Source organism: Pseudomonas sp. CFBP 13727 (assembly GCF_014841915.1).
In the GTDB taxonomy this organism is placed as follows: Bacteria; Pseudomonadota; Gammaproteobacteria; order Pseudomonadales; family Pseudomonadaceae; genus Aquipseudomonas; species Aquipseudomonas baltica.
In genome coordinates this window covers 1,273,826-1,297,880 of the sequence record NZ_JACYUT010000001.1, presented here as the reverse complement: position 1 = coordinate 1,297,880, position 24,055 = coordinate 1,273,826, and the positions used below count along the sequence as shown (strand labels likewise).

Below are 24,055 nucleotides of genomic sequence, written 5' to 3'. Positions count from 1 at the left end.
TCCTCTGTGTTGCAGTGTATTGAACGATCAGTCGCGGCCGGGATGCTCTGGCAGCAGGCGCAGGGCACATAAACTGAGCGCCACGGTGGCCACCAGGTACAGCGCCGGGGTCAATGGGTTGCCGGTGACGTTGATCAGCCATGTCACCAGCAGCGGTGAGAATCCACCGAACAGCGTCACACTGACGCTGTAGATGATCGACATGCCGGTCACCCGCTGTTCCCGGGGGAATGCTTCGAGCAGCATGGCCATGCTCGGCGCCAGTCCGATCGCCATCGGTAGAATCAGCAGGATAATGGCCACGATGCACAGCAGAACGTTCTCGTGGCTCAAGAGCATGAATGCCGGGTAGACCGTCAGCAGCGCCAGCCCGGTAACCCCATAGAGCAACGGCTTGCGGCGAATGAAACCGTCCGCATAACGGCCGGCGATGGGCGTAATGACGACGAGCAGGGCGCTGGCCAGGCCGACCAGGGCAAACCCCAGGCTCTGCGGGCGGCCAAGTGTCTGGGTCAGGTAGGTGGGCATGTAATAGACCACCATGTACATGGTCACGGTGGTTGCCGACATCCAGGCGATGCCTAGCAACAGGATGCGGCTTTGCGTCTTGAGCAACTGCCCCAGCGAGGGTGCAGTGGCGGTGGCCGTATGCGTTTCATCCAGATGCTGGCGGATGAACCAGCCGACCGGGCCGATCAGCAGGCCGATCACGAAGGGCACCCGCCATCCCCACTCCAGCAACGATGCCTCGCTGAGACTGCTGGTCAGCAGCAAGCCCGTGCCCGCACCCAGCAATGCGGCAGCGCCTTGACTGGCGCCCTGCCAGCTGACCACGAAGCAACGGTTGTCGGTGCGGCCCGACTCCATCATGAACGCCGACGCGCAACCCACTTCGCCACCGACCGAAAGCCCCTGCAGCAGCCGGGCGATCACCAGCAGGACACTGGCACTGATGCCGATACTGGCGTAGGTGGGTGTGAAGGCGATGATGCCGGTACCCACCGTCATCAGGGCAATGGTCAGCGACAGTGCAGCCTTGCGCCCTCGGCGGTCGGCGACTCGACCGATGAGCAACGCACCCAAGGGCCGCATGACGAAGCCGACGGCAAATGTCGCCAGAGACATGAGCAGCGAGGCCATGGGCGAGGACCCGGGAAAGAACAACTGACCGATGATGACTGCGAAAAAGCTGTACACGGTGAAGTCGTAGATCTCCAGGCCGTTGCCCAGGGAAGAAGCGATGATGACCCGACGCATCTTGTTGGGCTGCGGTGCGGGCGGTGCATCGGCGACAGGAAGAGGTGAATCGCTGGCAAGAGTGCTTTTCATAGGTAAGGCCTGTACCCGGAATCGTGGTGCGGGCCAGTGTCGGGGATGGGTTCAGTCACTGCACATCACATTTAATCAAGGGCTTATGGCTTGGTTTCGATGGAGGCGTTGACTGATACCGGATGGCGCTGCTGGCGGGGAATGAGCGACCCAAAACCATCCAGACGAGTAGCGGAAAATGGGAAGGTTGGTAACCGTGGGAGCCGTTGCCTGCTGAGCTGAAGCCGTTTCATTCACTGACCGTAGGCTCTAGCCTGGGGATTCGGCAAAGTTGAGGGTCTGAAATTACGGTCCGTGCAAGGGCTTGAGTATTGCTCAACTCGAAATGTCTGAATCCGCTGTTTTGAAGGAGTCGCCGTCAGGGTATTGGTCCAAGTGGCCGTTTACGCAAAGCTGGCCTGCAGTTGACCGAACAACAGGCTCGCGGTCCGGGTCAGGTAGGCCTGGTTCACGCACACCACATTGACCGAAAAATCGGGAACCGCCTCTTGCAACCCAAGCGTATGCAGGTAGTTGGCCATATCGGTCATGCCCGCCCAGCAGGGTCCGAGGGCACTCTCACTGACCACCATCACGGCATCGCTCTCGATCAGCATCTTCAGCGCCAGATTCATTGCGGTGCATTCGAACACCTTGGACGGGCGGCCGAGCGCACTGCCGGCGAACAGTTGATTGAACTGGGATTGGCTGTCTGCAACAGGATCGACGCTGATCCACTGGGCGTGCTGCAGTAACCGCAGCGATCTCACGTGGCGCAGCGGATGATCCTTGCGCACCGCCACGCTGCCGGGAATGCGGCACAGCGGCTGCCAGTCCAGCCCTACGGCATGGCTTGGCACTTGCGACGTCAGGGCAAAGTCCAGCAGGCCATCGCGCAGATGCTGCAGCAACTGGGCAGGGCGCATCTCCAGTACCTTCAGCGCGGCGTTTGGGTAGGTCTGCTGGAAACGCAGAAGGGTCTGTTGCAGTGGCGGCAGCAGCGCGGTGACGGGCGTCACTCCCAGGGTGACCTCGCTCACGGTCAGCCCGTTCATGTCTTCGATTTCCTGACGCGCTCGCCGCACGCTTTCCAGCGCCTGGCGAGCGTGGGTCAGCATGCGCTGGCCATGCTCGGTCAGGCTCATGCCTTTGTTGGAACGAACCAGAAGGGTAACCCCCAGTTCGTTTTCCAGTTCCTTCATCGCCCGGCTCAATGCCGACTGCGTGAGGTGCAGCACGTGCGAGGCGTCTTGCAGGCTCCCGGTTTCATGAATACAGACAAGTGCGCGCAGTTGATGCAATTTCATTGTGGGTTGATCTCCCTGACCTGTTCAGATGATCAACCGCACATCGAAGGGAAATCAAGGCGAAAACGGCAACACACGTTTGTGATGCGTCTGGTCGTACGCCTTCACGATAATCCCATAGGCTTCGTCGCCCACCGGCTCACCGTGGAGGAACGCGTCGATCTGCTGGTAGCTCACGCCATGGGCGTCTTCGTCCGGCTTGCCGGGTCGCAGTTCTTCGAGGTCGGCCGTTGGCACTTTCATCACCAGATTGTCCGGTGCCCCAAGCCGGCGGGCGATGGCACGAACCTGGTTTTTCACCAGCCCGCTGAGCGGCGCCAGGTCGCACGCCCCATCACCGAACTTGGTGAAGAACCCCATGACGGCCTCGGCGGCATGGTCCGTGCCGATCACCATGCCATTGTTGGCATTGGCGATGGTGTACTGCGCGACCATGCGGATACGTGCCTTGACGTTGCCCATGACGAAGTCACGACGGGCATCGCTCAGACCGTGCAGTTGTGCTGTCTGCTGGGCAAGGCCTTGCACGGCATCGGCGATGTTCACCGTTTCTTCGACATCCGCCTTGATGAAGCGCAACGAGGCGGCAGCGTCGTCCTCGTCGTGCTGGACGTTGTAGGGCAGGCGCACTGCGATGAATCGGTAGTCAGGGTCGCCGCTGCTCTTGCGCAGTTCCTCGATGGCCACCTGTGCCAGGCGCCCGGCCGTGAGCGAGTCGACGCCGCCGCTGATGCCCAGTACCAGAACCTTCAAGCCGGCCGTGGTCAGACACTGCTTGATGAACGCCTTGCGGCGTTCCATTTCCTGGTCGATGGCGTGGTCATCGGCGAACGGCGGGATCACGGCCAGGGCGGCTGCGATTTCGCTTTGGCGGTTGCTCATGGGCGGACTCCTTGAAGTGGGGGGCGAGCGCGATAGGGCGAAAGCTTACATCACTTCTGATGCTTCTTGACCCACGTCTCCATCTGATCGATTTCCGCCTGCTGGGCTTTGATGATGTCCTCGGCCAGCTTGCGCATCTCAGCGTCCTTGCCGTATTTCAACTCGATCCTGGCCATGTCCAGTGCGGCCTTGTGGTGGGCCAGCATGCCTTTGGCGAAAGCAACGTCGGCGTCGGTTTCCATGCCGCCTTCGTGCATGGATTTCTGCATGGTCTCCATGCTCATCATGTACTCGTGCTGCATTGGGGTCATGTCGCTGTTGCTGTGCGACATTTCGGCGGCAAAGGCTGGGGCGGCCATACAGGCCAGGAGCAGGGCAGCGGTGGTTTTCATGGTAGTGACCAATCCGAGAGTGGGTTCGAGGGGTTGACGGGTAACCGTGGGGAAGGTTCCACGTGCGGTGTTTCGGGATGTGCGAGAACAGCGTCCGCGCGCCGAGCACAAAAAAGCCCGCTTCACGTTACCGTGAGGCGGGCTTCAGGGTCTAGCCGCCGCTTACTGGCATAATACTTATAGGAATCTACGTATACATTCGTCTTGCCCAACGCTGGCGGGGGTTTGACCAGATAATTTTTCAGAATTTTTTGCGAAAACGTATACATTTGGTGTTTTCAGCTTCATTTTGAAGGTCAAAGTATACGTTTTTACAGTCCAGATTTTAACCCCCCAATTTTCTGATGTCGGACGTCCCTGACCAATCTACGAGCAGGCCACGCTTCAATCCGGCTAAGCTAGCGCCTATCGACCAGGATCGCGATTCCACCATAATTCTTGGAAGCTCGGCCCGTCCGATTTTGGAGGCTGGGTGGGACGTCCGATCTGAATAGTTACAGGGATTGGAAAATCTACACCTACCAATGCCACCTCACCTTGTTTCAGATTGGGCAAGAACGCCGCAGCGGAACGATCCAGCTCTCCACACGCACGCTCGACCACTTCTCGGTCACGGTCATTTGTAAGGCGATGCACGAGCAACGTGCCCATCTGACTCAGCACTCCCTCTGTGATGTCTCGCGGTCGCTGAGTCACCAGGCAGATGTTAAGCCCGTATTTTCGTCCCTCTTTCGCGATGAGTTCGAACGCATCCAAGTTCTGAACGTCGTCTTCATTCCCTAATGTTTTTCCTAGGAAATTGTGAGCTTCGTCCAAGATGACGATTAGCGGGCGCTGCCTGAAAGACTCGTTGCGTGCTCGAAGCAATAACAGTCTGCCGATAGCGTTGGCGATGACTTCTCTCGCGTTGAACTCATAGCCAACTGAGCTGAGGCATATTCTGAATAGCCGCTTTTCACCGGTAATAAATTCATCCAGATGTTCAACTAAACTCGGTAGGCCCTGAGCTGGGCTAAATACGCTGCTCAACGAAGGGGAGTCCATTACGCTCATGATACGTGTCATAAGAGAGGAGCAATAAGATAGCTCGCTACTCGCAGCGCCCCATCTAGTCATATCGTTGTTATGGCCGGTCGGGTAGCAGCATTCCTCGACAATTTGCCGAACCAACATGCCCGGATCGAAGGGTAGATTTGGATTACCTACCCTGTTGGCGTTGTCGTCCCTGTTCATCGCTCGACGGAAATCAGCTTTGAGTTGACTTACTTTCGGGACATACCCTCCTGGGAAGATATCTGGAGCCAACGCTGCCAGTCTCAGGCTCTTGATGGCTTCTCTGAGTTTCGGGCCTTGGGTTTTACCAGATGGCTGAAAGAGTGCAATGAAATCAGTCTCATTGAAGCAGGTGGGTGGAATGCCTACCTCAAGTGAGCCTGTCGTGCGATGCAGCGGGTTTCCAAGATGTTGATGTGTTGAGTCCTCCCCCTCAAGCGACCGGTACTCCCCGGTAGCGTCCACAAGCACGATCTTGCAGGCATATCGACGACACTCCTCAATAAGCTTTGAAGTCGTCCAGCTTTTCCCTCCCCCAGTTGAGCCCAAGATCGCGCAATGCCGACCAAAGAGTTTTTCTGGCGTTACAGCAATCGCGAAACCGCCGTCCCCAGAAACATGTCCGAGGTTAAGCGTTACGCGGGGAGACTCTCCATTTATTCCGCTCGAAATCAATGTTGGGATTTTGGAGATAAACGAGCCCGGTGCTGAGTAAACCCGGTCTCCCAATCGTGGGTAGGAGCTGACGCCCGCAGTGACTTTCAAGGTGTGAGGGTGAACAGACCCCAGCAGGCGGATAAAGCCGATCGCGTCAATAGCATGCGTGCCAGCAAAATCTTGGGAAATCTCGGTACGCTCGCGATCAGGTAGGTTCACCTCGGTGATGCGTCCTAAGAGCACTGCCTGCTGACCCTCGATCAGAACCAGTTCCCCCACCTCACCCTTGCCATAGCGATTTTGACCGAGATATCGACCGCTGTTCTCTCCAGCATGTGCCAAGTTGATTTTGATCAACTGCGCAGCCACGCTGGTGACCACCCCGATTTTAAGCGTGCTAAGGAGTATTCCTTCTGGGGACATGATTACCTACCGATCCGTTTGACTGCGTTCGCCAAATTCTCAGCTGGCGAAGCCGTGCGTAGGTGGGGGATATGCGCGGCCAGATCGCTGAATGAACCACTAACAAAATGGACGTCGAAACCACGCTGAGCGAGATCGCGGAATTTTCCCCAGTAGGCGCTCGATCCATTATCCCCACGATTGTGGACATGGCTGATGCCACTGTAGTCGCAAAGAATCAGCTTCAGGCTAGGGTTGGATTGCAAGGCTGAATAGATCGGTTCGGAAAGGTGGTCATCGTTAAACCCGAATCCTGACACAACCAGACAGCTGTTTGGTTGACGTAAAAACTCCAGAAATCTTGAAAGCAGCTCCAAGTGGGGTTGAAGAAACGCTTGCTGGTATTTTCCTTTTGCGGGATATATCAGGCATGCGTTTTCCGGCGTCGGTCGGCTGTCCTCATAGATTTCATGACCATCACGGCTCCAGCTGACTGATCCGTGTAGCTTCAGCAGTTGAAAAATGCCTTCGGCAAACTCGTGGCTGTCTGCCTCCCGGCGCACGATGTCGTACGTGAAATGTTTGCCGTCAAACCGGCGTCTGCGGGTGTAGGAAAATCCGTCAATAATGACCATGCCCAGTTCCGACGCTGCCGTTTCAAAACACATGTCATAGTTTGTCGTAAACACCTTCAGGCGCGGGTCACGAACCCTTCTCCTAGCCAGCTTCTGGAGGAGTTCACGATATGCCGATATGTCTGAAGTGGGCAGAGTAATGAACGTTGAGCAAGCGTGTAGGATTTGCTCCTTCACGCGTGCGACAAACTCTTCGACGACTTGGTCGTCATTGAACGCCAGGTAGGCGTCGCACTGTGATAAGAAATGCTCAATGTTCGGATTATCGCGCTCGGCGTAACGGACACGCTCAGTAACCTGCTGGCCGGCAGCTGTCAGCGCATGGGTCTGCGGGTCACACATCGAGTCTTGCCATAGCTTCCACATGCTAGGCCCGCCTGGGTTACCTAGAGATGTACCGCTTCCAGCAAAAAAACCTAAGTTAGGTACCTGAAGAGCAGACGAAAACATCTCGCTAAGCCTATTCCTGTTCGAGCTGATCACATTTTCATCATCAGGCTCGACGCCCTTCAGGACTTGATAAGCCTCAGCTGTCAGCGGCATCCACTCACTAGCACCTGGTGGAAGGTATGCCTGCTGCCCTTGGTACGTGGGTGGGAGAGGAATTACAGGCAGTCGTGGTGGAGGGACAAATGGAGGTGCATCGACTGGCATAGAACACGTTCCTGTGTTGTGAAATAAAAGCCATACAGCCCCGGCCTTTCAACCGTTCCCAAGCTGCCTGCTTGATATCTGCTTGGCATCATATCGCAAGCGGACTTAGCGACGTATGGCAGATCGCCTACACCGGAGCCGAGTCAGATGGGGAGTCCATGGGGAATCAACTAGGCCCCAAATCGTCGATCACATGCAAGCTGGCGAGTGCTGATCTCGCGCTATCGCTGCCTTTGAAGTGAACCTCAACCTCCGATACCTGGATCATCAAGTCCGGTCGCTAGTCATTTGTGCAAGAGAACTGAATGTGTTTATATCTGTATATTCGGTTATCCACATATCTAGGTCGATTGCTTATGAACCTTGCACCACACACCTTCTTCAAGTGCCTGGGAGACGAAACCCGCGCTCGGATCATGCTCATGCTGTCCGCAGAGGGTGAGCTGTGCGTGTGCGAGTTGATCTGGGCACTGGACGATAACCAGTCGAAGGTTTCCAGGCACCTTGCACAGTTGCGTGCTTGCGGGTTACTCGCGGATCGCAGGCAGGGTCAGTGGGTTTACTACCGCCTACATCCCGAACTTGAACAGTGGGCGCTAGATGTTCTGAACGTCACTACACAGGCCCACCAGTCCTGGGTTAACGACCATCAAGGGCGGCTGGCTTCCATGGAAGACAGACCAGTGCGCCAAGCCTCCTGCTGCTGACCTCCTGATCTGGAACATACCCATGCTCATCGCTGCGTCGATTTTCGTAGTTACGCTCGTGCTCGTTATCTGGCAACCAAGGGGCTTAGGCGTCGGCTGGAGCGCAGCAGCGGGTGCCGTTCTGGCATTGTTGACCGGCGTGGTGAGCCTGGGGGATGTGCCGGTTGTATGGCACATCGTCTGGAACGCTACCGCGACCTTCATTGCCGTGATCATCATCAGTTTGCTGCTCGATGAAGCGGGATTCTTCAAATGGGCGGCGCTACATGTGGCTTGCTGGGGTCAGGGCAAAGGCGGACGCCTGTTTGCGCTGATGATCCTGCTCGGTGCAGCCGTCTCAGCACTGTTCGCCAATGATGGAGCCGCACTGATTCTGACCCCGATCGTCATCGCGATGCTGACGGCGCTGCGCTTTAGTCCAGCATCGACTTTAGCGTTCGTGATGGCCGCAGGCTTTATCGCGGATACCGCCAGTCTGCCCATGGTGGTGTCCAATCTGGTCAACATCGTTTCGGCAGACTTTTTTGGCGTGGGTTTCGGTAAGTATGCATCGGTGATGTGGCCAGTGAACCTGGTGGCGGTGGCAGCGACGCTATTCATGCTCTGGATGTTCTATCGCAAGGACATTCCCGCCCAGTACGACGCGGGTCAGCTTGAGGCTCCAGAGTCGGTAATTCGTGATCGGGCGACCTTCATTGCTGGCTGGTGGGTACTTGGCCTGCTGCTGATTGGTCTGTTCGCACTGGAGCCGCTAGGTATCCCCATCAGCGCCGTTGCTGCTGCGTGTGCGATGATCCTGCTGGTCATCGCAGGTAAAGGCCACATCATCTCCACAAGAAAGGTCATCAAGCACGCGCCCTGGCAAATTGTCGTGTTTTCGCTGGGCATGTATCTGGTGGTCTATGGCCTGCGTAATGCCGGCCTAACCGACTCGCTCTCGGGGCTGCTGAACATATTTGCCGAGCATGGCCTATGGGCCGCTACCTTGGGCACCGGTATCACCGCTGCGCTGTTGTCTTCGATCATGAACAACATGCCGAGTGTGCTTATCGGCGCTCTGTCCATTCAGGGCAGCGACGCTACGGGACTGGTACGTGAGGCCATGATCTACGCCAACGTCATCGGTTGCGATCTTGGCCCCAAGATCACGCCCATCGGAAGTCTGGCCACGTTGCTGTGGCTGCATGTGCTGTCGCAGAAAAATATCCGCATCACCTGGGGCTACTACTTCAAAGTCGGCAGCATCCTCACCCTTCCTATCTTGCTGGTAACGCTGATGGCACTGGCGTTACGGCTGAGCATCCCTGTCTAGGAGAAACCCATGAAAGTACTATTTATGTGTACGGCAAACAGCTGCCGGAGCGTTCTCTCGGAGGGGGTGTTCAACCACGTGGCCCCGAGCGGTTTTACTGCCCTCAGTTCGGGGAGCTTCCCAAGCGGGCACCTGAACCTGCGTGCCGTGAGCACGCTGCAAGCGCTCGGTATCGGCACCACAGATCTCTACAGCAAAGGCTCAGAGGTTTTTTCGAACTCACCACCGGATGTGGTGATCACCGTGTGTGACAAGGCTGGAGGCGAACCCTGCCCGGTCTATTTCGGGCCTGCTGTCAAAAGCCACTGGGGTCTTGCCGATCCTTCCGATGTTGAAGGAACAGACAGCGAAATCCAGGCCGCATTTGACGCAACCGTAGTCCTGATTAAAAAGCGTTTCGAGGCATTCTTCAGTCTGGATCATTCGACGCTTACACCGCAGGAATTGAAGCGCGAACTAGATCGAATAGGTGAACTGTAATGGACGAATTGTCCACGGATATTGGTCCGGATCTTCCAAATCTGGATCTGTCACTGGTTGATATCCCCTCAATGGATCTGCTTCAGGGCCACGATCACCTGGCCCACAAGCCACGTATTTTGTTGTTGTATGGTTCGACCCGTGAGCGCTCTTTCAGCAGGCTACTGACCCAAGAGGCAGCGCGCATCCTGAACCTAATCGGAGCCGAAGCCGTCATCTTTGATCCCTCGGGTCTACCTCTCCCCGACGACGCTCCGGAAGACCATCCAAAGGTCAAAGAGCTGCGGGATCTGGTTCTATGGTCAGAGGGACAGGTGTGGTGTTCGCCAGAGCGTCACGGTGCAATGTCTGCTGTATTCAAAGCCCAGATCGACTGGATTCCGCTCACCATGGGCGCTGTCCGGCCCACTCAGGGCAAGACGCTGGCCGTCATGCAGGTTTGCGGTGGATCACAGTCCTTCAACACGGTAAACCAGCTGCGGACCCTCGGGCGCTGGATGCGGATGATCACCATTCCAAACCAGTCGTCAGTACCCAAAGCCTTCCTGGAGTTCGACGACGCAGGGCGTATGAAGCCATCTGCCTACTACGACCGTGTGGTGGACGTGCTGGAGGAACTGATGAAGTTCACGCTGATGGTTCGGGGCCGGGAAACGTATCTGGTAGACCGCTACTCGGAGCGCAAGGAAAGCGCCGAGGCACTCTCGAAACGAGTCAATCAAAGATCGATTTGAGCCACCAATAGGATAGAGATGAGCAACACGACAGTAAGGATTGCGCAGATTTCGGACGCTCAAGCCATCCAGGCAATTTACGCACCGATGGTAGAACGCACCGCGATTTCGTTTGAGCTTGAGCCCCCTACCGTCGAAGAAATGGCCAAGCGGATTGGGTCGACTTTGCCTACCTACCCGTATCTGGTAGCGGAGCGAGACTGCCAGGTCATCGGCTATGCATATGCCAGTCAGCACCGGGCTCGGGAGGCATATCGCTGGTCGGTCGACGTTACCGTCTATATATCGCCAGAAGCGCACCGTAGTGGCGTCGGTCGGGCACTGTATGACGTGTTGCTGCCGACATTGAAGAGGCAAGGTTTTCACGCAGCCTACGCCGGGATCGCGCTGCCCAACGACGGCAGTATTGGGTTGCACGAAGCGCTGGGCTTCGCTCACATCGGTACGTATCCAGAAGTGGGATTCAAGCATGGCGCCTGGCATGACGTCGGGTATTGGCGAATTGCGCTGGATGTGAGGAGTCCCCCAAAACCGCTCGTGTCTTTCACCAAAAGCAGTCCGAAACATTAAATGGGCGCCCTTCCTGATCGACCAGCGCGGTCATCGGAAAGTCGTCTAATTCGGTGAAAGATCTGATGGGGAAAGTGAGCAATGTATACGATTCCGACCTATGAGCTAGATAGGGCGGCAAGTATAGAGAGGGTATACGAGGAGTGGACGCTCCAACCCCTTGTATCTATTGGGGTTGGAGATTTAGCTAAGTATACGTTTAAAGCTTATGAACCCTACTGACAGGCTTCGCAATCCGGCTCGTCGATTGCACAGGCCTTTGGCACGGGTGCCGGGCCGGCTGGCGCGGCCTGCATCGGCGCGCTGTTGCCGCCACTCGACACTGCATTGAGGTTGCTGGTGCTGATGGTCGACTTCTCGGTACTGGTCGCGGCCAGGGCACGGAGGTAGTAGGTGGTCTTCAGACCACGGTACCAGGCCATGCGGTAGGTCACGTCGAGCTTCTTGCCCGAAGCGCCGGCGATGTACAGGTTCAGCGACTGGGCCTGGTCGATCCACTTCTGGCGACGGCTGGCTGCGTCGACGATCCACTTGGTGTCCACTTCGAACGCGGTCGCATAGAGGTCTTTCAATTCCTGCGGGATGCGTTCGATCTGCTGTACCGAGCCGTCGTAGTACTTCAGGTCGTTGATCATGACCGAGTCCCACAGGCCGCGCTCTTTCAGGTCGCGAACCAGGTAGGGGTTGATCACGGTGAACTCGCCCGACAGGTTCGATTTCACGTACAGGTTCTGGTAGGTCGGCTCGATCGACTGCGACACGCCGGTGATGTTGGCGATGGTCGCGGTCGGCGCGATGGCCATGATGTTCGAGTTGCGAATGCCTTTCTGCACGCGCGCACGTACCGGCGCCCAGTCCAGCGATTCGTTGAGGTCGACATCGATGTACTTCTGGCCACGGGCCTCGATCAGGATCTGTTGCGAATCCAGCGGCAGGATGCCCTTGGACCACAGCGAGCCCTGGAACGTCTCGTAGGCGCCACGCTCGTCGGCCAGGTCGCACGACGCCTGGATAGCGTAGTAGCTGACCGCTTCCATCGACTTGTCGGCGAACTCGACGGCGGCATCGGAACCGTACGGGATGTGCTGTTTGTACAGCGCATCCTGGAAGCCCATGATGCCCAGGCCGACCGGGCGGTGCTTGAAGTTGGAGTTGCGCGCCTGCGGCACCGAGTAGTAGTTGATGTCGATCACGTTGTCGAGCATGCGCACGGCGGTGTTGATGGTGCGCTCGAGCTTGGCGGTGTCCAGCTTGCCGTCGGCAATGTGGTTCGGCAGGTTGATCGAGCCCAGGTTGCAGACCGCGATCTCGTCCTTGTTGGTGTTCAGGGTGATCTCGGTGCACAGGTTCGAGCTGTGGACCACGCCCACGTGCTGCTGCGGCGAGCGCAGGTTGCACGGGTCCTTGAAGGTCAGCCATGGGTGGCCGGTTTCGAACAGCATCGACAGCATCTTGCGCCACAGGTCTTTGGCCTGGACGGTCTTGAATACCTTGATCTTGTTGTACTCGGTCAGCGCTTCGTAGTACTCGTAGCGCTCCTCGAAGGCCTTGCCGGTCAGGTCGTGCAGGTCCGGCACTTCGTTGGGCGAGAACAGGGTCCACTTGCCGTCGTCGAAGACGCGCTTCATGAACAGGTCGGGGATCCAGTTGGCGGTGTTCATGTCGTGGGTACGACGACGGTCATCACCGGTGTTCTTGCGCAGCTCGATGAACTCTTCGATGTCCAGGTGCCAGGTTTCCAGGTACGCGCAGACCGCGCCCTTGCGCTTGCCGCCCTGGTTCACTGCCACGGCGGTGTCGTTGACGACCTTCAGGAAAGGTACGACGCCTTGGGATTTACCGTTGGTGCCCTTGATGTACGAGCCCAGCGCGCGCACTGGCGTCCAGTCGTTGCCCAGGCCGCCGGCGAATTTGGACAGCATGGCGTTGTCGTGGATCGCGCCGTAGATGCCCGACAGGTCGTCCGGTACGGTGGTCAGGTAGCAGCTCGACAGCTGCGGACGCAGGGTGCCGGCGTTGAACAGGGTCGGGGTCGAGGCCATGTAGTCGAAGGACGACAACAGGTTGTAGAACTCGATCGCACGGTCTTCCTTGTTCTTCTCTTCGATCGCCAGGCCCATGGCCACGCGCATGAAGAAGATCTGCGGCAGTTCGAAACGCACGCCATCCTTGTGGATGAAGTAGCGGTCGTACAAGGTCTGCAGGCCCAGGTAGGTGAATTGCTGATCGCGCTCGTGGTTGATCGCCCGGCCCAGTTTTTCCAGGTCGAAGGTGGCCAGCACGGGGTTCAGCAGTTCGAACTCGATACCCTTGGCGATGTAGGAGGGCAGCGCTTTGGCGTACAGGTCGACCATCTCGTGGTGCGTGGCGCTTTCAGCCACTTCCAGGAAGCTCAGGCCTTCGGCGCGCAAGGTGTCCATCAGCAGGCGGGCGGTGACGAACGAGTAGTTCGGCTCGCGCTCGACCAGGGTGCGCGAGGTCATCACCAGGGCGGTGTTGACGTCGGTGAGGGCCACGCCGTCGTACAGGTTTTTCAGGGTTTCTTTCTGGATCAGGCCACCGTCGACTTCGGCCAGGCCTTCGCAGGCTTCGTTGATGATGGTGTTCAGGCGGCCCATGTCCAGCGGCGCCAGGCTGCCGTCGGCCTTGGTGATGCGGATGCTGGGGTGCGCTTCGACCGGTGCATCGGCCGGAGTGCGGGTGGCGCGCTCCTTGGAGCGCTCGTTGCGGTAGATCACGTAGTCGCGCGCGACCTTCTGCTCGCCGGCGCGCATCAGGGCCAGTTCGACCTGGTCCTGGATCTCTTCGATGTGGATGGTGCCACCCGATGGCATGCGCCGCTTGAAGGTGGCGGTGACCTGTTCGGTCAGGCGCGCGACGGTGTCGTGGATGCGCGACGAGGCGGCGGCGTTGCCGCCTTCAACTGCAAGGAACGCCTTGGTGATGGCCACGGTGATCTTGTCGTCGGTGTAGCCGACCACGGTACCGTTGCGCTTGATCACGCGCAGTTGGCCTGGAGCGGTCGCGGCCAGATCCAGATTGGCATCGTTGGCCTGCGGCGCCTTGGCCGGCGAGTTCTCGCGAGTTGTGTCGGTTTGCATGGGGTGAGTATCTCCACGTTCAAAAATTTGAGCGGACGCCAATCGTTGGGTCCGTCACCGAAAAGCTGTCCGCGGAAGGCCGAGGCCTTCAGCCGGGTGTAGGAAAGAGCGGAAAATGCGGCCGTCCGCAGGTAGCGGCAGGCGGAGAATTCGTGGGCGAAAAAACTCGGGGAAAGCACGCTGCAAGGGCTTGAGTTCTTGCTTTGACTTGTGCTTGGTTTTTCAGGCGAAACCCTACATGTAGTGGTTTTGCGCGCCGGGGATACAAGATAATGCGGTCTGGAGGTCATTGCAAGGTGCCAGACTGTGGATAACATGTGGGTATTGTGTGGGTGACGGCGCTAGCCCGCGCCGTGTCTGGACTGGAGGCAAATGACCGTTTGTCCCCAGACTTTTGGTGAACCTCGCCACAGGCCCACTGGACAACTGACGCTCACCGGGCTTGGCAAGCGACGCTGTCACTTCATGGCTCGACAGGGCGGCGACATGCCGCCCTGCGAGCAGTGTCCGCCGGGCTAGCGGCGGTAGGGATCAAGCCTCGGCAGCGCGCATCGCCAGCACCTCCTCGGCCGTGTCGTTCTCGTCTTCGCTGATGCTGTACCAAGGGGTATGGCGCTGGCGGCGCAACCAGCCGGCCGCAGTCCAGGTCTCCGTCGGCCGTCCCAGGGCGTCATAGCGCTGCAGATCATGGTAGCTGTGCTCGGCATCGCGATGGCTGGCGTCATCGATATAGCGATCACTGTTGGCGAAGTACGGACGGTACACACGAATCACCTGTCCCTTGGTGTCGTACTCCACGCGCTGGCTGACCCGCCAGCGTGGATCGGCATGGGCATCCTCGGCCAGCAGCATGCCGTCACCGTCCACCTGGTGGGCCATGCCGGGCTCGACCCGCTGCTTGCTTTGCAGGTTGCGCCCGAAGCCGTCGAAGCTCTCGATGCTCATGCGTACCTGGCGCTCGGGGTCGCCGGGGTAGCGATCGGCCTGGAACGCCGCCACGCGAACCGGCTGGCGAGGATAGCTGGCCAGTGGCGCCAGAGTCTCGGCGACCGCGTCGGCCAACAGGCCCTGCTGCCATCCCTTGCGAGCCGAGGCACGCAACTGCCCACTCAGGGTCACGCGACCGGCCATTACCTGCTCGCCCAGCGCGTAGCTGTCGGTCACACCAACGGCGGGCACCTCGCCCATCCAGGCATCGCCTTCATGGGTATAGGCCATGGCCCAGTCACCCAGGCCAGCGGCGTCGTCGGCAATCGCTTCGGCAATACTGCCGGCCATGGTCTGGCCCTGCAACGGTGCAAAGCCCACCGGCTCGCCCATCTCGGTGCCGAAGAAGCTGCTCAGCGACAAGCGTCCGAAGGCGTCATAGCTGGCTTGCTGGCGATTGTCGTTGGGGTCGACCACGTCCACCGGCTGCAAGTGCCGGTAGTCATACCGTGCCTGGGTAGTGCAGCCATCGGCGGCGATTACCTTCACTGGCAGCAACTGGTAGGCATCGTACTGCACGCGTGTTTCACCCATCGCGGGGCTCTGCCGGTAGGCCTGGACCTTGTAGAACGCCTGGGCGTCGCCGTAGGTGGCATACCCCTGGCGCACCGACCACAGCACGCGGTCCGGCTCCTCGGGCAGGAATGCCGGCATGGGTTGATAACCCAGTTCCACCAGCTTGGCGTCCAGCGCCTGCGGTTCCAATACCTCTTCATAGGCTTGCAGCGCTGCTTCATCCAGCTCGGCCGCCTCGGCGAAGTCGGCCAGGGCGAGGAAACTGGCGCTGCCGTCACTGCACCCTTGATAGCGTTGCATGCTCAAGGCGGTCAGGGTCCTGGGCGCGGTGTTGCCCAACAGCCCATCGTCACGCAACAGCGCTTCGTAGCCGAGCTGGTCCAGTGTCACGTCGGCCTTGGGCAACGACCAGGCGTTGCCACGTGCCCGGTAGGGCAGGTGCAAGCGCCAGTGCTGTGGGTCATCGGCCAGATGAATGGCTTGGGTACGGCTTTCGCTGAAGTAATAGCGATGCTGGGCCGGGTCGAACGCATCTCGCCACCAGGTCTGCTCGTGTTCGTCGCTGTAGGGTGGGGCGTCGATCTCGTGCTTGCGCCGGGCATAGGCGATGCTGACTGCGTGAGTCACTGCACCGAACGCATCGGCGCGCAATTGCACGCTGTGGCTGCATTGCGGGTCGTCGGCGATGCGCTCGTACTGATAGCTCAGAGTTTCCAGGGTGATGGGCAGCAGGGTGGCGTAACGCTGCCGCGCGCTGCGCGGTTGCAGCAGGCGCAGGGCAGGGCGCTGTACCTGCACCGAATAAGGCACCGCCGCACAGGCTTGACCGTCCAGGCCGAACACTTCGGTGCGCAGCACCTGACCGCTGAGCGCACAGGCCATGTCGTGGCGCAAGCCTTCGTCCTGTTCGGTGACGATGCTGTCATTGCCGGTTTGGGCATCGTGGCGCAGCAGCAGAATCGGGCCCAGTGTCCGTGCCTGCGGATCATGCTCGACGGTGCCATGCAGGACTTCATCCACTGCTCGGCCGGTGTGGTACCAGGTCTTGGTCAGCAGCACTGGCGAGGTTGGCTCGGCACTCGCCGACGGCGCTTCGGAGTCCGTGGCGATTACCAGGCCGAAGCCACGCATCTCGCGCTCACGGCCATCGTAATGACCTCGGCGATACTGCACGCGCTGGCTCAAGGTATTGCCGGTGATCTCGTCGTGCTGGGTCTGGCCCACCACCACGTGCACCGGAAACGGCAGTTCGGCAACCGGTGTGAGCCCTGCGGCCAGCTGTTCGGCTTTTTCATCCAGCCATTCCTGAGCCGAACTGCGGTAGCAGGCCTGGGTGTCGGCGCCCATGTTGTTGTTCGACCCCACCAGCAGGTAGGGCTTGCGACCTGAATTGAAGTCCAGCTGCCAATGCTGCCCCGGCAGGTGCGGTACGCTGAGCACCAGGCTCGAACAGCCCAGCCCTTGCAGGTCGGCGACACTGACCTGCCAGCTGTTGTCGTAGCGCAGGCCTTGGGGCCAGGCCTGCAGCACCGGTTCGGCAAAGCCATTGCCGCTCTGGTTCAGGAATACCTGCGCATGCTCGCTGTTCAGGTAGATCAGGTCGGCGGCGCCGGAGCCATCCAGGTCAGCCAGGCGTACCCGCGACGCATCGAACTCACCGAAGGCAAACGGCAGGCTGGCCATCTTGAAGCTTTTGCCGAACATGCCGCGGCCCAGGTTCGGCCAGCAGCGCAGCTCGTCATGGCGGATGCGGATCAAGTGCTGCTGGCCACTGCCCAGCACGTCGCTGAACGCCACCAACTCATGCTGGCTGTTGCTGGCCAATGGCAGCGCGTCGTCGGCGTGGGCAACGTCACGGGGCAAGGCAAAGCCTTTGTCGCGCGCGCTGGGGTACAGCCGCACGCTGCGGCTGCCGATCATCGCGAAATCACGCAGGCCATCGCCGACAAGGTCGGTCATTTGCCCCTCGGCGCTGAAGAACTCCAGTGGAAAGGCATCGAACGGATGGAAACCGGACCACGCTCGATCGTTGCCCAAGGTGAAGAAACCGCTGTACCCGGGCTGGGCGACGATCCAATCCAGACGGCCGTCGCCGGTCAGGTCGCTGAGGAACTGGCGAGCGGGCTTGCGCGCGTCCGCGACCGGTTGCCTGGGCAATTGCTGCCAAGGTGCGTAGGCCACGGCATCAGGGTCGGCCGAGTCATCGCCGCGCACCGGTTCGCGGTAGCGCCAACTGTCGTCCTGGCGGTAGAGCACGCCAGGCAGGCCTTCGCCGTACAGGTCAACCAACTGATAGGTCTGGCCATCGTCGAGGCCCGGCATCGCTTCGAACTCGCGGTAACGCGCGTCTTCGAAGCGGAAATGCTCGTAGCGAAATTCCAGCGGCGGCTGTTCGACCATCTCGGTGCCTTCACAGGCCTGAGCGATGGCGGCCGTGAGCAGGCTGTAACCGTGACACTGGCGATATTCCAGCCACAAGCGGTTGACCAGCACGGGCGCGCTGCCCAGTTCGTCGAACCGATGGAACATCAGCACCTGATGGCACCGCCGCAAGCTGCGCAGTTCGAAACCGTAGGCAAAGTTGGCGATGGGGTCGGGCCGCAGCGGCCAGGGCTGGCTGGCGGCGTAGGTCGGTACGCTGCCCTGCTCGATGGCGCGTTCGCCATAGTCCAGCACCAGGTCGAAATGCCAATGCTCGGGCAGGCTCGCTTCATCCCACAAATACAGCGGTGCATGGGCGGTGAAGTTGCCATAGCGCACGCGGCTCAGGTAGCGCTGGGCGCTGTGGTCGCGTTCATCGCCTTCAGGCAGGCCAACGCCGTCTTCGGCGCGGTACTCGTAGACGACGTGATCGCCGGTGGGCGTTACCGATTCCTCCAGCAGCCATTCGCCCACCTGCTGCGGCGCGTGGGCTGGGAAGACGCGCGCACTGGCGCGCTTGCCGTACAGGTGCAGGCCGCCATCGCTGCCATGGACCAGCCAGAACCCGGCGTCGGCATCGTCCAGCTGCCAATGCTCGATACGCGCGAAGCTGCCTTCCACTCTGGGGCAGTGGCGAGTCACTCGGTAACTGGCCCCCAGCGCCTGGCCGCGAAAGGTATGGACGGTGGTGCTGACGATGACGCCTTGGGCGTCGCGCTGTGGCAGCAGGACATCGCCGCCCGGGCCGACCATTTCGTCGTCGACGGTGTACGCCGGTACGCCTTTTTGCGTGCGCCGGGCGATGCTCTGGCGGCTCAGCCCCCAGCCCATGCCGCAGGGGCCGTTACCGGCGCCGCTGCTGTAGCTCAAGCCCAGTTGTGGGGTGGCGCCGCGGCCAGGTGAGAGTGGCAGCGCGATGCTGAACGAGGCAGCGCCGCTGGCGCCCACCGAGCCCCAGCCCTTGCCGATGCTCTGGATGGCGCCGCCGCCTTTGGGAAGTGAAGGCGTGTTGATCGCCAGTGGGGTGTCGTGGTGTGTATTCATGAGTAGGTATCACTGAAGATGGGATAGAGACCGAGCGCGTGGCCCGGTCCTTTGAATGATGAGTCGCCTTGTTTGCGAGCCTTCTGCCCGCGAAAGCGACCGCCCGAACTACGCGGACTTCGCCGTGTAGCTAACCCGCACGATCACATCGCTTAACGCCGCCAACAGCTCAGGCGTGGAGCGGGTGAAACGCAGGTTCCAGGTCGACACCGCCCCTGTGCCCTCGAACGGCAGGTAGCGCTCGTCGTCGAAGTTCAGGGTGAACATGCCGTCGTCGTCGACGCCGCTGGACAGGGCGATCTGTTGGCTGGCGCGCATGTTTTCCCAAACGTTGGCACCCACCGTGTCGGCCATTTCCACCTTGCTGTAGGTTTGCGTAAGGACGGCCGCCAGGTCCTCGTAAGGGCCCAGCACCGCTGGCAAGGTCACGCTGACGCGCTTGATGCGGCGCAGGTACTGGCCGGGGTAGTCGTTGTCGAAGAGGCCCTGTTCCAGCTTGATTTCCAGCCCACCGGTCTTGCCCAGGTCCTCGACGATGGTCGCCCACGGCTTGGCCTCGGTTTCCTGCAGACGGCGCACCGACACGGTCTTGGTGATCTCCAGCGAGCGCGCATTGCGTTGCAGGTAGGCCGCTTCCATCTTCATCAGGTTGAGCTTGAGCGACTCACCGGCGGTAAGGCCGCGGTAGCTGTCCTTCCAGGCACCCGGCTGAATGAAACGGGTCTTCAAGTCGGCGATCTCGTACTGCCAGCACGCTTCGGCGGCCAGGCACAGCGACAACGTGGTGTCGTAGGCCTGGTAGTAGAAGGTGGCGAACTGGCCGTTGAGCCATTGGTAGAGCTGGGCATTGGTGAAGCGCTTGTTGAGGAACTGATAGGTGGTGGCCGCTTGGTCAACCATCAGCTCGGTCTGCCGTAACTGCTCGGCGGTGACCTTGGCCTGCTCGTCGTGCACCGCCAGCTGCGCATCGATCTGCTCGATCTCGCGTTTGGCCTGGTCTTCGGCGTGCATCCATTCCTGATGGCGACGACGGTATTGCTCGGTGCGGTCCAGGGCTTCAGCCGCGCCATGGAAAGCGGTGGCCATGCCTTGGGCCACGGCAGTGGCAATGCCGGTGACGCCTTCCAGGCGCCAGCCGCCGGTGGTGGCGCCGACGATTGCGCCACCGGCCATGCCGGCGATCACGCCGCCCACTGCACCGACCTGGTTGGGCGCTACCTTGAGGCCCTCGCCAATGGCCTGGGAGACGAAGCCCACCCCTTCGGCGACTCGACCTTGCAGATGCAGGGCGCCGGCAGATACTTCCCCGGCGCTCACGACTTCAGAAGCCAGGGTGGCGTAATGGCTCAAACGGTTTTCAGCGATCGCACGGCTGGCCAACAGCGCCTTGCGGCCTTCGGCCTCCACACCCTGAACCAGCTGCTGCAGGACGATGGCCTGCTTGGCCATGTCCCAGGCTTGCTGCTGTTGCATTTCCTGCAGTTGGGCATTGTCCTTGCGTTCGAGCAACGAGAGCAGGGTGCTGCCGAACTGGATCAGGTTTTCTACCGCAGCGCTGGCACGGTTGTGCATGACGCTGAAGCGGTAGTGCGGGATTTCCTGGCCGAGCAATCGACCGCTACCGCCCCCGGCGGCTGCGGAGCCGAACGCCGACATCAGCGCGCGTGGGTCCAGCGGTGCGGCGAACAGTGGCAACTGCAGCGGCTTGCCGTCCAGGGTGCGGTTATGCCGCAGGTTGCGCAGCCGCGCTTCGGCGGTGTCCCAGTTCTGCACCAGTTCGCGGTTCAGGGCCACGCGGAAATGCGGGCTGTCGAGTTCGGCCAGCGATGGGTCGACCGCAAAAGGCATGAGCGCCAGCGGCGGCTGCTGGAAGATGATAAGTGACCGACCGTCGTTCTCGGCGGCACTTTCGGCGACCAGGCGCTCCTGCTCGATCAAACGTTGCTCGAACGCGCGCAGCCCGCCACTGACCGAATCCGACAGCTTTTTCAGCGTCAGCGGCTTCCAGCCACTGACCAGGCGCTTGTCCGGACGCGGGCCCAACAGGTCCAGCACGCGCACATACCAAAGCTTGGCTTCGTTCAACGCATCCGGCGTCAACTGGCGATACGCCGCATCGCCGCGGTCCAGCAGGTTGCGAACGAAGTGGCTGTACACCGCCTTGCGGTAGTGCACCGGGTTGTCGCTGGCGATGCCGTCCGGATCGATCGGCGCGCGGGTGGCACGCTCGCGGCTCAGGTCGTCCACCAGCGGGCGCACGTTCCAGTAGTCGGGACGGCCGCTGCTGTCGGCGCGTCGGCTCGGGTCGAAGATGAAGCTGAGCCAGTGCTCGGCTTCGCTGAACTGTTGCTCGGTGTTCAGGCGGTGGCTGATAAGGAACGGCAGGTGGAAGAACAGCTCCCAGAAGTACAGGCCGTTGGCGCCTTTGAAGTCCATGAAGGGGTCTGCCGAGCCGTTGCCTAGCCCAGGCTCGGGCAGGCATTGGGTTTCCCAGGACAACAGGTTTTCCAAGGCAACGTTGGCGCGCTCGATCAGGTTGCGGGCGAACAGGGTGTTCATGCGGATGGGTTGTCGGTTGGCGTTGTCGTTGTCGTTCTTGGCAATTGTTGAGTTGGCGAAGTCTATGTACTCAACGGTGCCCAACGTTGGGTTGGTATGCCGAGAAATCTTTGGAGCGCGCAGGCTGTCTCCGGAACCAATCGCCTGAAGTTCGATTTTTGTAGCTTTGCAGCAGTGCCCCAGGCTTCTGGTAACGCCAACACCACGCTGGGTTACATAGACGCCGTGAATGACGGTGAAGGTTGTGTCCGGGAAGTTGGCTGACCAATCAGGCCGCAGTGTCTCCGGATTGATGGCGATATCGATGCTCTGGTTATGCTGGCCGGGTAACAACTCGGAAGTCGCTGTCGGCGCAACTTTCAGATTAGTCTTTTGCGTCATGCTGGGCGGTGTTGGCGTAGTAACCGACGTTGCTCGGGCGAGAAATTGCTGATAGTTCTGAGTGAGGGTGTTGGGTAAAGCGTTGAGAAGACCCTGATGGAAAAAAACGCCACTGCTCGTATGCGTGATAGTCAGGCCGAGCCCTGGTGGAATGGCTGGATCTGAACCGGTGAGGCGGTCAAAGGCTGCCCGCGTCAACCGCTTGCCTGCTAGGCTGGCGGTACCGGACGAAGCGTTCAGCGTCAGGTTTGAGCCTGTACTATTTTTCAGGAATGGAGTAAATGTACCCTCACGACTTTTGTAAAATGTGTAATCGAAATTCTGCTTGAAAGCGTCATATGTAGCTCGAAATGTGGACCTTGCGTCCAGGATAATGTCGCTCGTTGCATCTGTCGGTTTGAGTCCGATCAACGATAAACTAAAGCCAGTGTTTGTACACTCGATATTGAACTCTTGTTCGGATGTGAACGCGGTGGCCACGTGTGATGAAAAGCTGAGCCTGTTGGTCGTGGCGTTGAACGTCACCTGGCGGTTTACCGAACTATTCCCCACCCTGTCCTGCCACCCAAGATAGTTCCAGCCTTGAACTTCAGAACTATTGGGATGGGGGGAAGTGGTGCTTACAGACTTGATGGATATGACGCCCGCTGTTACCGGAAACTGAAAACGCCCGGCATTGGCGTTGGCGAACAATCGTCCCGCTCGCAGTACCATCAACCTGTAGATGCCGGTGTCGGAGGTGTCGTCATCAACCATCCCGCGCTCAGGAAATAGCGCCGTGGTCACGAAGTTTTTGTCTAGCTTCAGACTCTTCAGGCACTTGTAGGTGTCGCGGGTACCGTCGTTGTTTGCGCCGGTCGAATAACCTTTGTGCATCAGCATCAATAGGCCTTCAGGATTTGTCGACTTATCCACTACCGCAACTGTGTGTACGTCCAGCATAGCGGCTGATCCCGGGTCAACGTCAACATCCATGTAGCACTGCGGTGCGCTCCAACTGTCATCGTATTTCTTGTAGGTGAGGTTCAGGCGCAGCTTCGCCGACATTTTTGGTTTGCTGCTGGTTAATGAGCGATGGGGATACTTGCCATCTTCGGGCGGCGTGGCCTCAAGGTCACCGCTGCCGCCGGGCTCTACACTTTCAACGTACTCAACCCACACCACGAACAACCGGTTATTGAAGTAAACCGGGCGAATGGTGTGTTCGATGGCAGTATCGGAGATGGGCAGGTTGGCCCGTTTCCAGTCCGACCAAGCCCCTGGGTTCGGATTGTCCACCTTCGGCCCTTGAGTACCACTGACGTAGGTACGTTCGGCCATGTTCACCGAGCGCCAGTAGTAGGCGCCCTCGGCGCGGGACTTGCCGATGAAGTAGTAGGTGGACTCCTTGAAGTCGGTGCCGGCGATGTAACCGTTGATGATGCTCAGATTGGCCACTTCCTCGAAGCTGGCCAAGTAGTTCTGCACCGCCTCCTGAGTAGTGTCCAAACTGATGCGGTTCTGATTGATGTCGTTCTCGAGCTGCTGGAAATAGCTGGATTTCTTCATCCGCAGCGAGGGGTCGATGTACAGCGAGGGGTACCAGGCCAACTGTTGGTTGGCCGCCCACAGTGGGTACTGACTACGCTGGTCGCGCCATTCGCCGAGCAGCGCTTCGCTGAAGCGTACGTCGTTGTAACCCGGCTCCATGCCCAGCAGCGCGCCGTTGATGTACTGCTGCAGACTGGCGATGGCACTGGCTACGGGGCTGGTTTCCACGGCCTGGGTGACCTGGGTGTCCAGCAGCAGGTATTCGTACAGGTCGTTTTCGGTTTTCAGTTTATTGGCCAGGCCAAGGTCGGCCAGAGTGGCGTCGTTGGGCACGACTTCGCCCAGGTAGTAGGCGACGAGGGCGTCGCGAAAGCTTTCGTTGAGTGTGGCTGCGATGGTCATGCAGGTATTCCTTTGGATGAG

The 24,055-nt window shown here is 59.6% G+C and carries 14 protein-coding genes; 5 read left to right on the top strand and 9 right to left on the bottom strand.

Annotation, left to right across the window (positions count from 1 at the left end):
• Window positions 1-27: 27 nt before the first annotated feature.
• From IFT76_RS05715 to IFT76_RS05690, 6 genes are all read right to left on the bottom strand, one after another.
• Entirely contained in the window at window positions 28-1,329 is a 1,302-nt protein-coding gene (locus IFT76_RS05715; RefSeq protein ID WP_192057610.1) for an MFS transporter, read from the bottom strand.
• A gap of 383 nt (window positions 1,330-1,712) precedes the next feature.
• Complete coding sequence (locus IFT76_RS05710; RefSeq protein WP_192057609.1) at window positions 1,713-2,615, bottom strand: LysR family transcriptional regulator; 903 nt, start codon at window positions 2,613-2,615, stop codon at window positions 1,713-1,715.
• 54 nt (window positions 2,616-2,669) lie between these two features.
• Entirely contained in the window at window positions 2,670-3,497 is an 828-nt protein-coding gene (nadE, locus tag IFT76_RS05705) for an ammonia-dependent NAD(+) synthetase (protein WP_192057608.1), read from the bottom strand.
• A 50-nt stretch (window positions 3,498-3,547) separates the two neighbouring features.
• Window positions 3,548-3,889: a CopM family metallochaperone gene (gene copM / locus IFT76_RS05700; protein WP_122479352.1), complete on the bottom strand. Its 342-nt coding sequence runs from the start codon at window positions 3,887-3,889 to the stop codon at window positions 3,548-3,550.
• 405 nt (window positions 3,890-4,294) lie between these two features.
• Complete coding sequence (locus IFT76_RS05695; RefSeq protein ID WP_192057607.1) at window positions 4,295-6,022, bottom strand: ATP-binding protein; 1,728 nt, start codon at window positions 6,020-6,022, stop codon at window positions 4,295-4,297.
• Between the two features lie 2 nt (window positions 6,023-6,024).
• Window positions 6,025-7,179 (bottom strand): SIR2 family protein, encoded by a 1,155-nt coding sequence (locus IFT76_RS05690; RefSeq protein WP_230692045.1) that lies wholly within the window; start codon window positions 7,177-7,179, stop codon window positions 6,025-6,027.
• Window positions 7,180-7,646: 467 nt separating this feature from the next.
• Here IFT76_RS05690 and IFT76_RS05685 point away from each other — a divergent pair, with 467 nt between their 5' ends.
• From IFT76_RS05685 to IFT76_RS05665, 5 genes are read left to right on the top strand one after another with little or no spacing between them, the layout of a single operon-like run.
• Window positions 7,647-7,997, top strand: a complete 351-nt coding sequence (locus tag IFT76_RS05685) for a metalloregulator ArsR/SmtB family transcription factor (protein ID WP_192057606.1) — start codon at window positions 7,647-7,649, stop codon at window positions 7,995-7,997.
• Between the two features lie 22 nt (window positions 7,998-8,019).
• Window positions 8,020-9,309 carry an arsenic transporter gene (locus tag IFT76_RS05680; RefSeq protein WP_192057605.1) on the top strand — a complete coding sequence of 430 codons (1,290 nt, stop codon included), beginning with the start codon at window positions 8,020-8,022 and terminating at the stop codon, window positions 9,307-9,309.
• Between the two features lie 9 nt (window positions 9,310-9,318).
• Window positions 9,319-9,789 carry an arsenate reductase ArsC gene (locus IFT76_RS05675; RefSeq protein ID WP_192057604.1) on the top strand — a complete coding sequence of 157 codons (471 nt, stop codon included), beginning with the start codon at window positions 9,319-9,321 and terminating at the stop codon, window positions 9,787-9,789.
• Window positions 9,790-9,809: 20 nt separating this feature from the next.
• Window positions 9,810-10,523, top strand: coding sequence for an arsenical resistance protein ArsH (gene arsH / locus IFT76_RS05670; protein ID WP_192057787.1), 714 nt, complete (start codon window positions 9,810-9,812; stop codon window positions 10,521-10,523).
• An 18-nt stretch (window positions 10,524-10,541) separates the two neighbouring features.
• The gene (locus IFT76_RS05665; RefSeq protein ID WP_192057603.1) at window positions 10,542-11,093 is read left to right on the top strand and encodes an arsinothricin resistance N-acetyltransferase ArsN1 family B; all 552 of its coding nucleotides are present in this window, start codon (window positions 10,542-10,544) and stop codon (window positions 11,091-11,093) included.
• 215 nt (window positions 11,094-11,308) lie between these two features.
• On the opposite strand, the gene IFT76_RS05660 is transcribed toward IFT76_RS05665, so the two are convergent.
• The 3 genes from IFT76_RS05660 to IFT76_RS05650 form a co-directional block, all read right to left on the bottom strand.
• Entirely contained in the window at window positions 11,309-14,194 is a 2,886-nt protein-coding gene (locus tag IFT76_RS05660; protein ID WP_122479351.1) for a ribonucleoside-diphosphate reductase subunit alpha, read from the bottom strand.
• 531 nt (window positions 14,195-14,725) lie between these two features.
• The gene (locus tag IFT76_RS05655) at window positions 14,726-19,162 is read right to left on the bottom strand and encodes a SpvB/TcaC N-terminal domain-containing protein (RefSeq protein ID WP_192057602.1); all 4,437 of its coding nucleotides are present in this window, start codon (window positions 19,160-19,162) and stop codon (window positions 14,726-14,728) included.
• A gap of 108 nt (window positions 19,163-19,270) precedes the next feature.
• Window positions 19,271-24,034, bottom strand: coding sequence for a Tc toxin subunit A-related protein (locus IFT76_RS05650; RefSeq protein ID WP_192057601.1), 4,764 nt, complete (start codon window positions 24,032-24,034; stop codon window positions 19,271-19,273).
• Between the last annotated feature and the right edge of the window lie 21 nt (window positions 24,035-24,055).

What these genes read in the sequence shown, in the direction of transcription:
- IFT76_RS05715 (WP_192057610.1), bottom strand. Translation starts at nt 1,329, where the DNA reads ATGAAAAGCACTCTTGCCAGCGATTCACCTCTTCCTGTCGCCGATGCA.
- IFT76_RS05710 (WP_192057609.1), bottom strand. Translation starts at nt 2,615, where the DNA reads ATGAAATTGCATCAACTGCGCGCACTTGTCTGTATTCATGAAACCGGG.
- nadE (WP_192057608.1), bottom strand. Translation starts at nt 3,497, where the DNA reads ATGAGCAACCGCCAAAGCGAAATCGCAGCCGCCCTGGCCGTGATCCCG.
- copM (WP_122479352.1), bottom strand. Translation starts at nt 3,889, where the DNA reads ATGAAAACCACCGCTGCCCTGCTCCTGGCCTGTATGGCCGCCCCAGCC.
- IFT76_RS05695 (WP_192057607.1), bottom strand. Translation starts at nt 6,022, where the DNA reads ATGTCCCCAGAAGGAATACTCCTTAGCACGCTTAAAATCGGGGTGGTC.
- IFT76_RS05690 (WP_230692045.1), bottom strand. Translation starts at nt 7,179, where the DNA reads ATGCCGCTGACAGCTGAGGCTTATCAAGTCCTGAAGGGCGTCGAGCCT.
- IFT76_RS05685 (WP_192057606.1), top strand. Translation starts at nt 7,647, where the DNA reads ATGAACCTTGCACCACACACCTTCTTCAAGTGCCTGGGAGACGAAACC.
- IFT76_RS05680 (WP_192057605.1), top strand. Translation starts at nt 8,020, where the DNA reads ATGCTCATCGCTGCGTCGATTTTCGTAGTTACGCTCGTGCTCGTTATC.
- IFT76_RS05675 (WP_192057604.1), top strand. Translation starts at nt 9,319, where the DNA reads ATGAAAGTACTATTTATGTGTACGGCAAACAGCTGCCGGAGCGTTCTC.
- IFT76_RS05665 (WP_192057603.1), top strand. Translation starts at nt 10,542, where the DNA reads ATGAGCAACACGACAGTAAGGATTGCGCAGATTTCGGACGCTCAAGCC.
- IFT76_RS05660 (WP_122479351.1), bottom strand. Translation starts at nt 14,194, where the DNA reads ATGCAAACCGACACAACTCGCGAGAACTCGCCGGCCAAGGCGCCGCAG.
- IFT76_RS05655 (WP_192057602.1), bottom strand. Translation starts at nt 19,162, where the DNA reads ATGAATACACACCACGACACCCCACTGGCGATCAACACGCCTTCACTT.
- IFT76_RS05650 (WP_192057601.1), bottom strand. Translation starts at nt 24,034, where the DNA reads ATGACCATCGCAGCCACACTCAACGAAAGCTTTCGCGACGCCCTCGTC.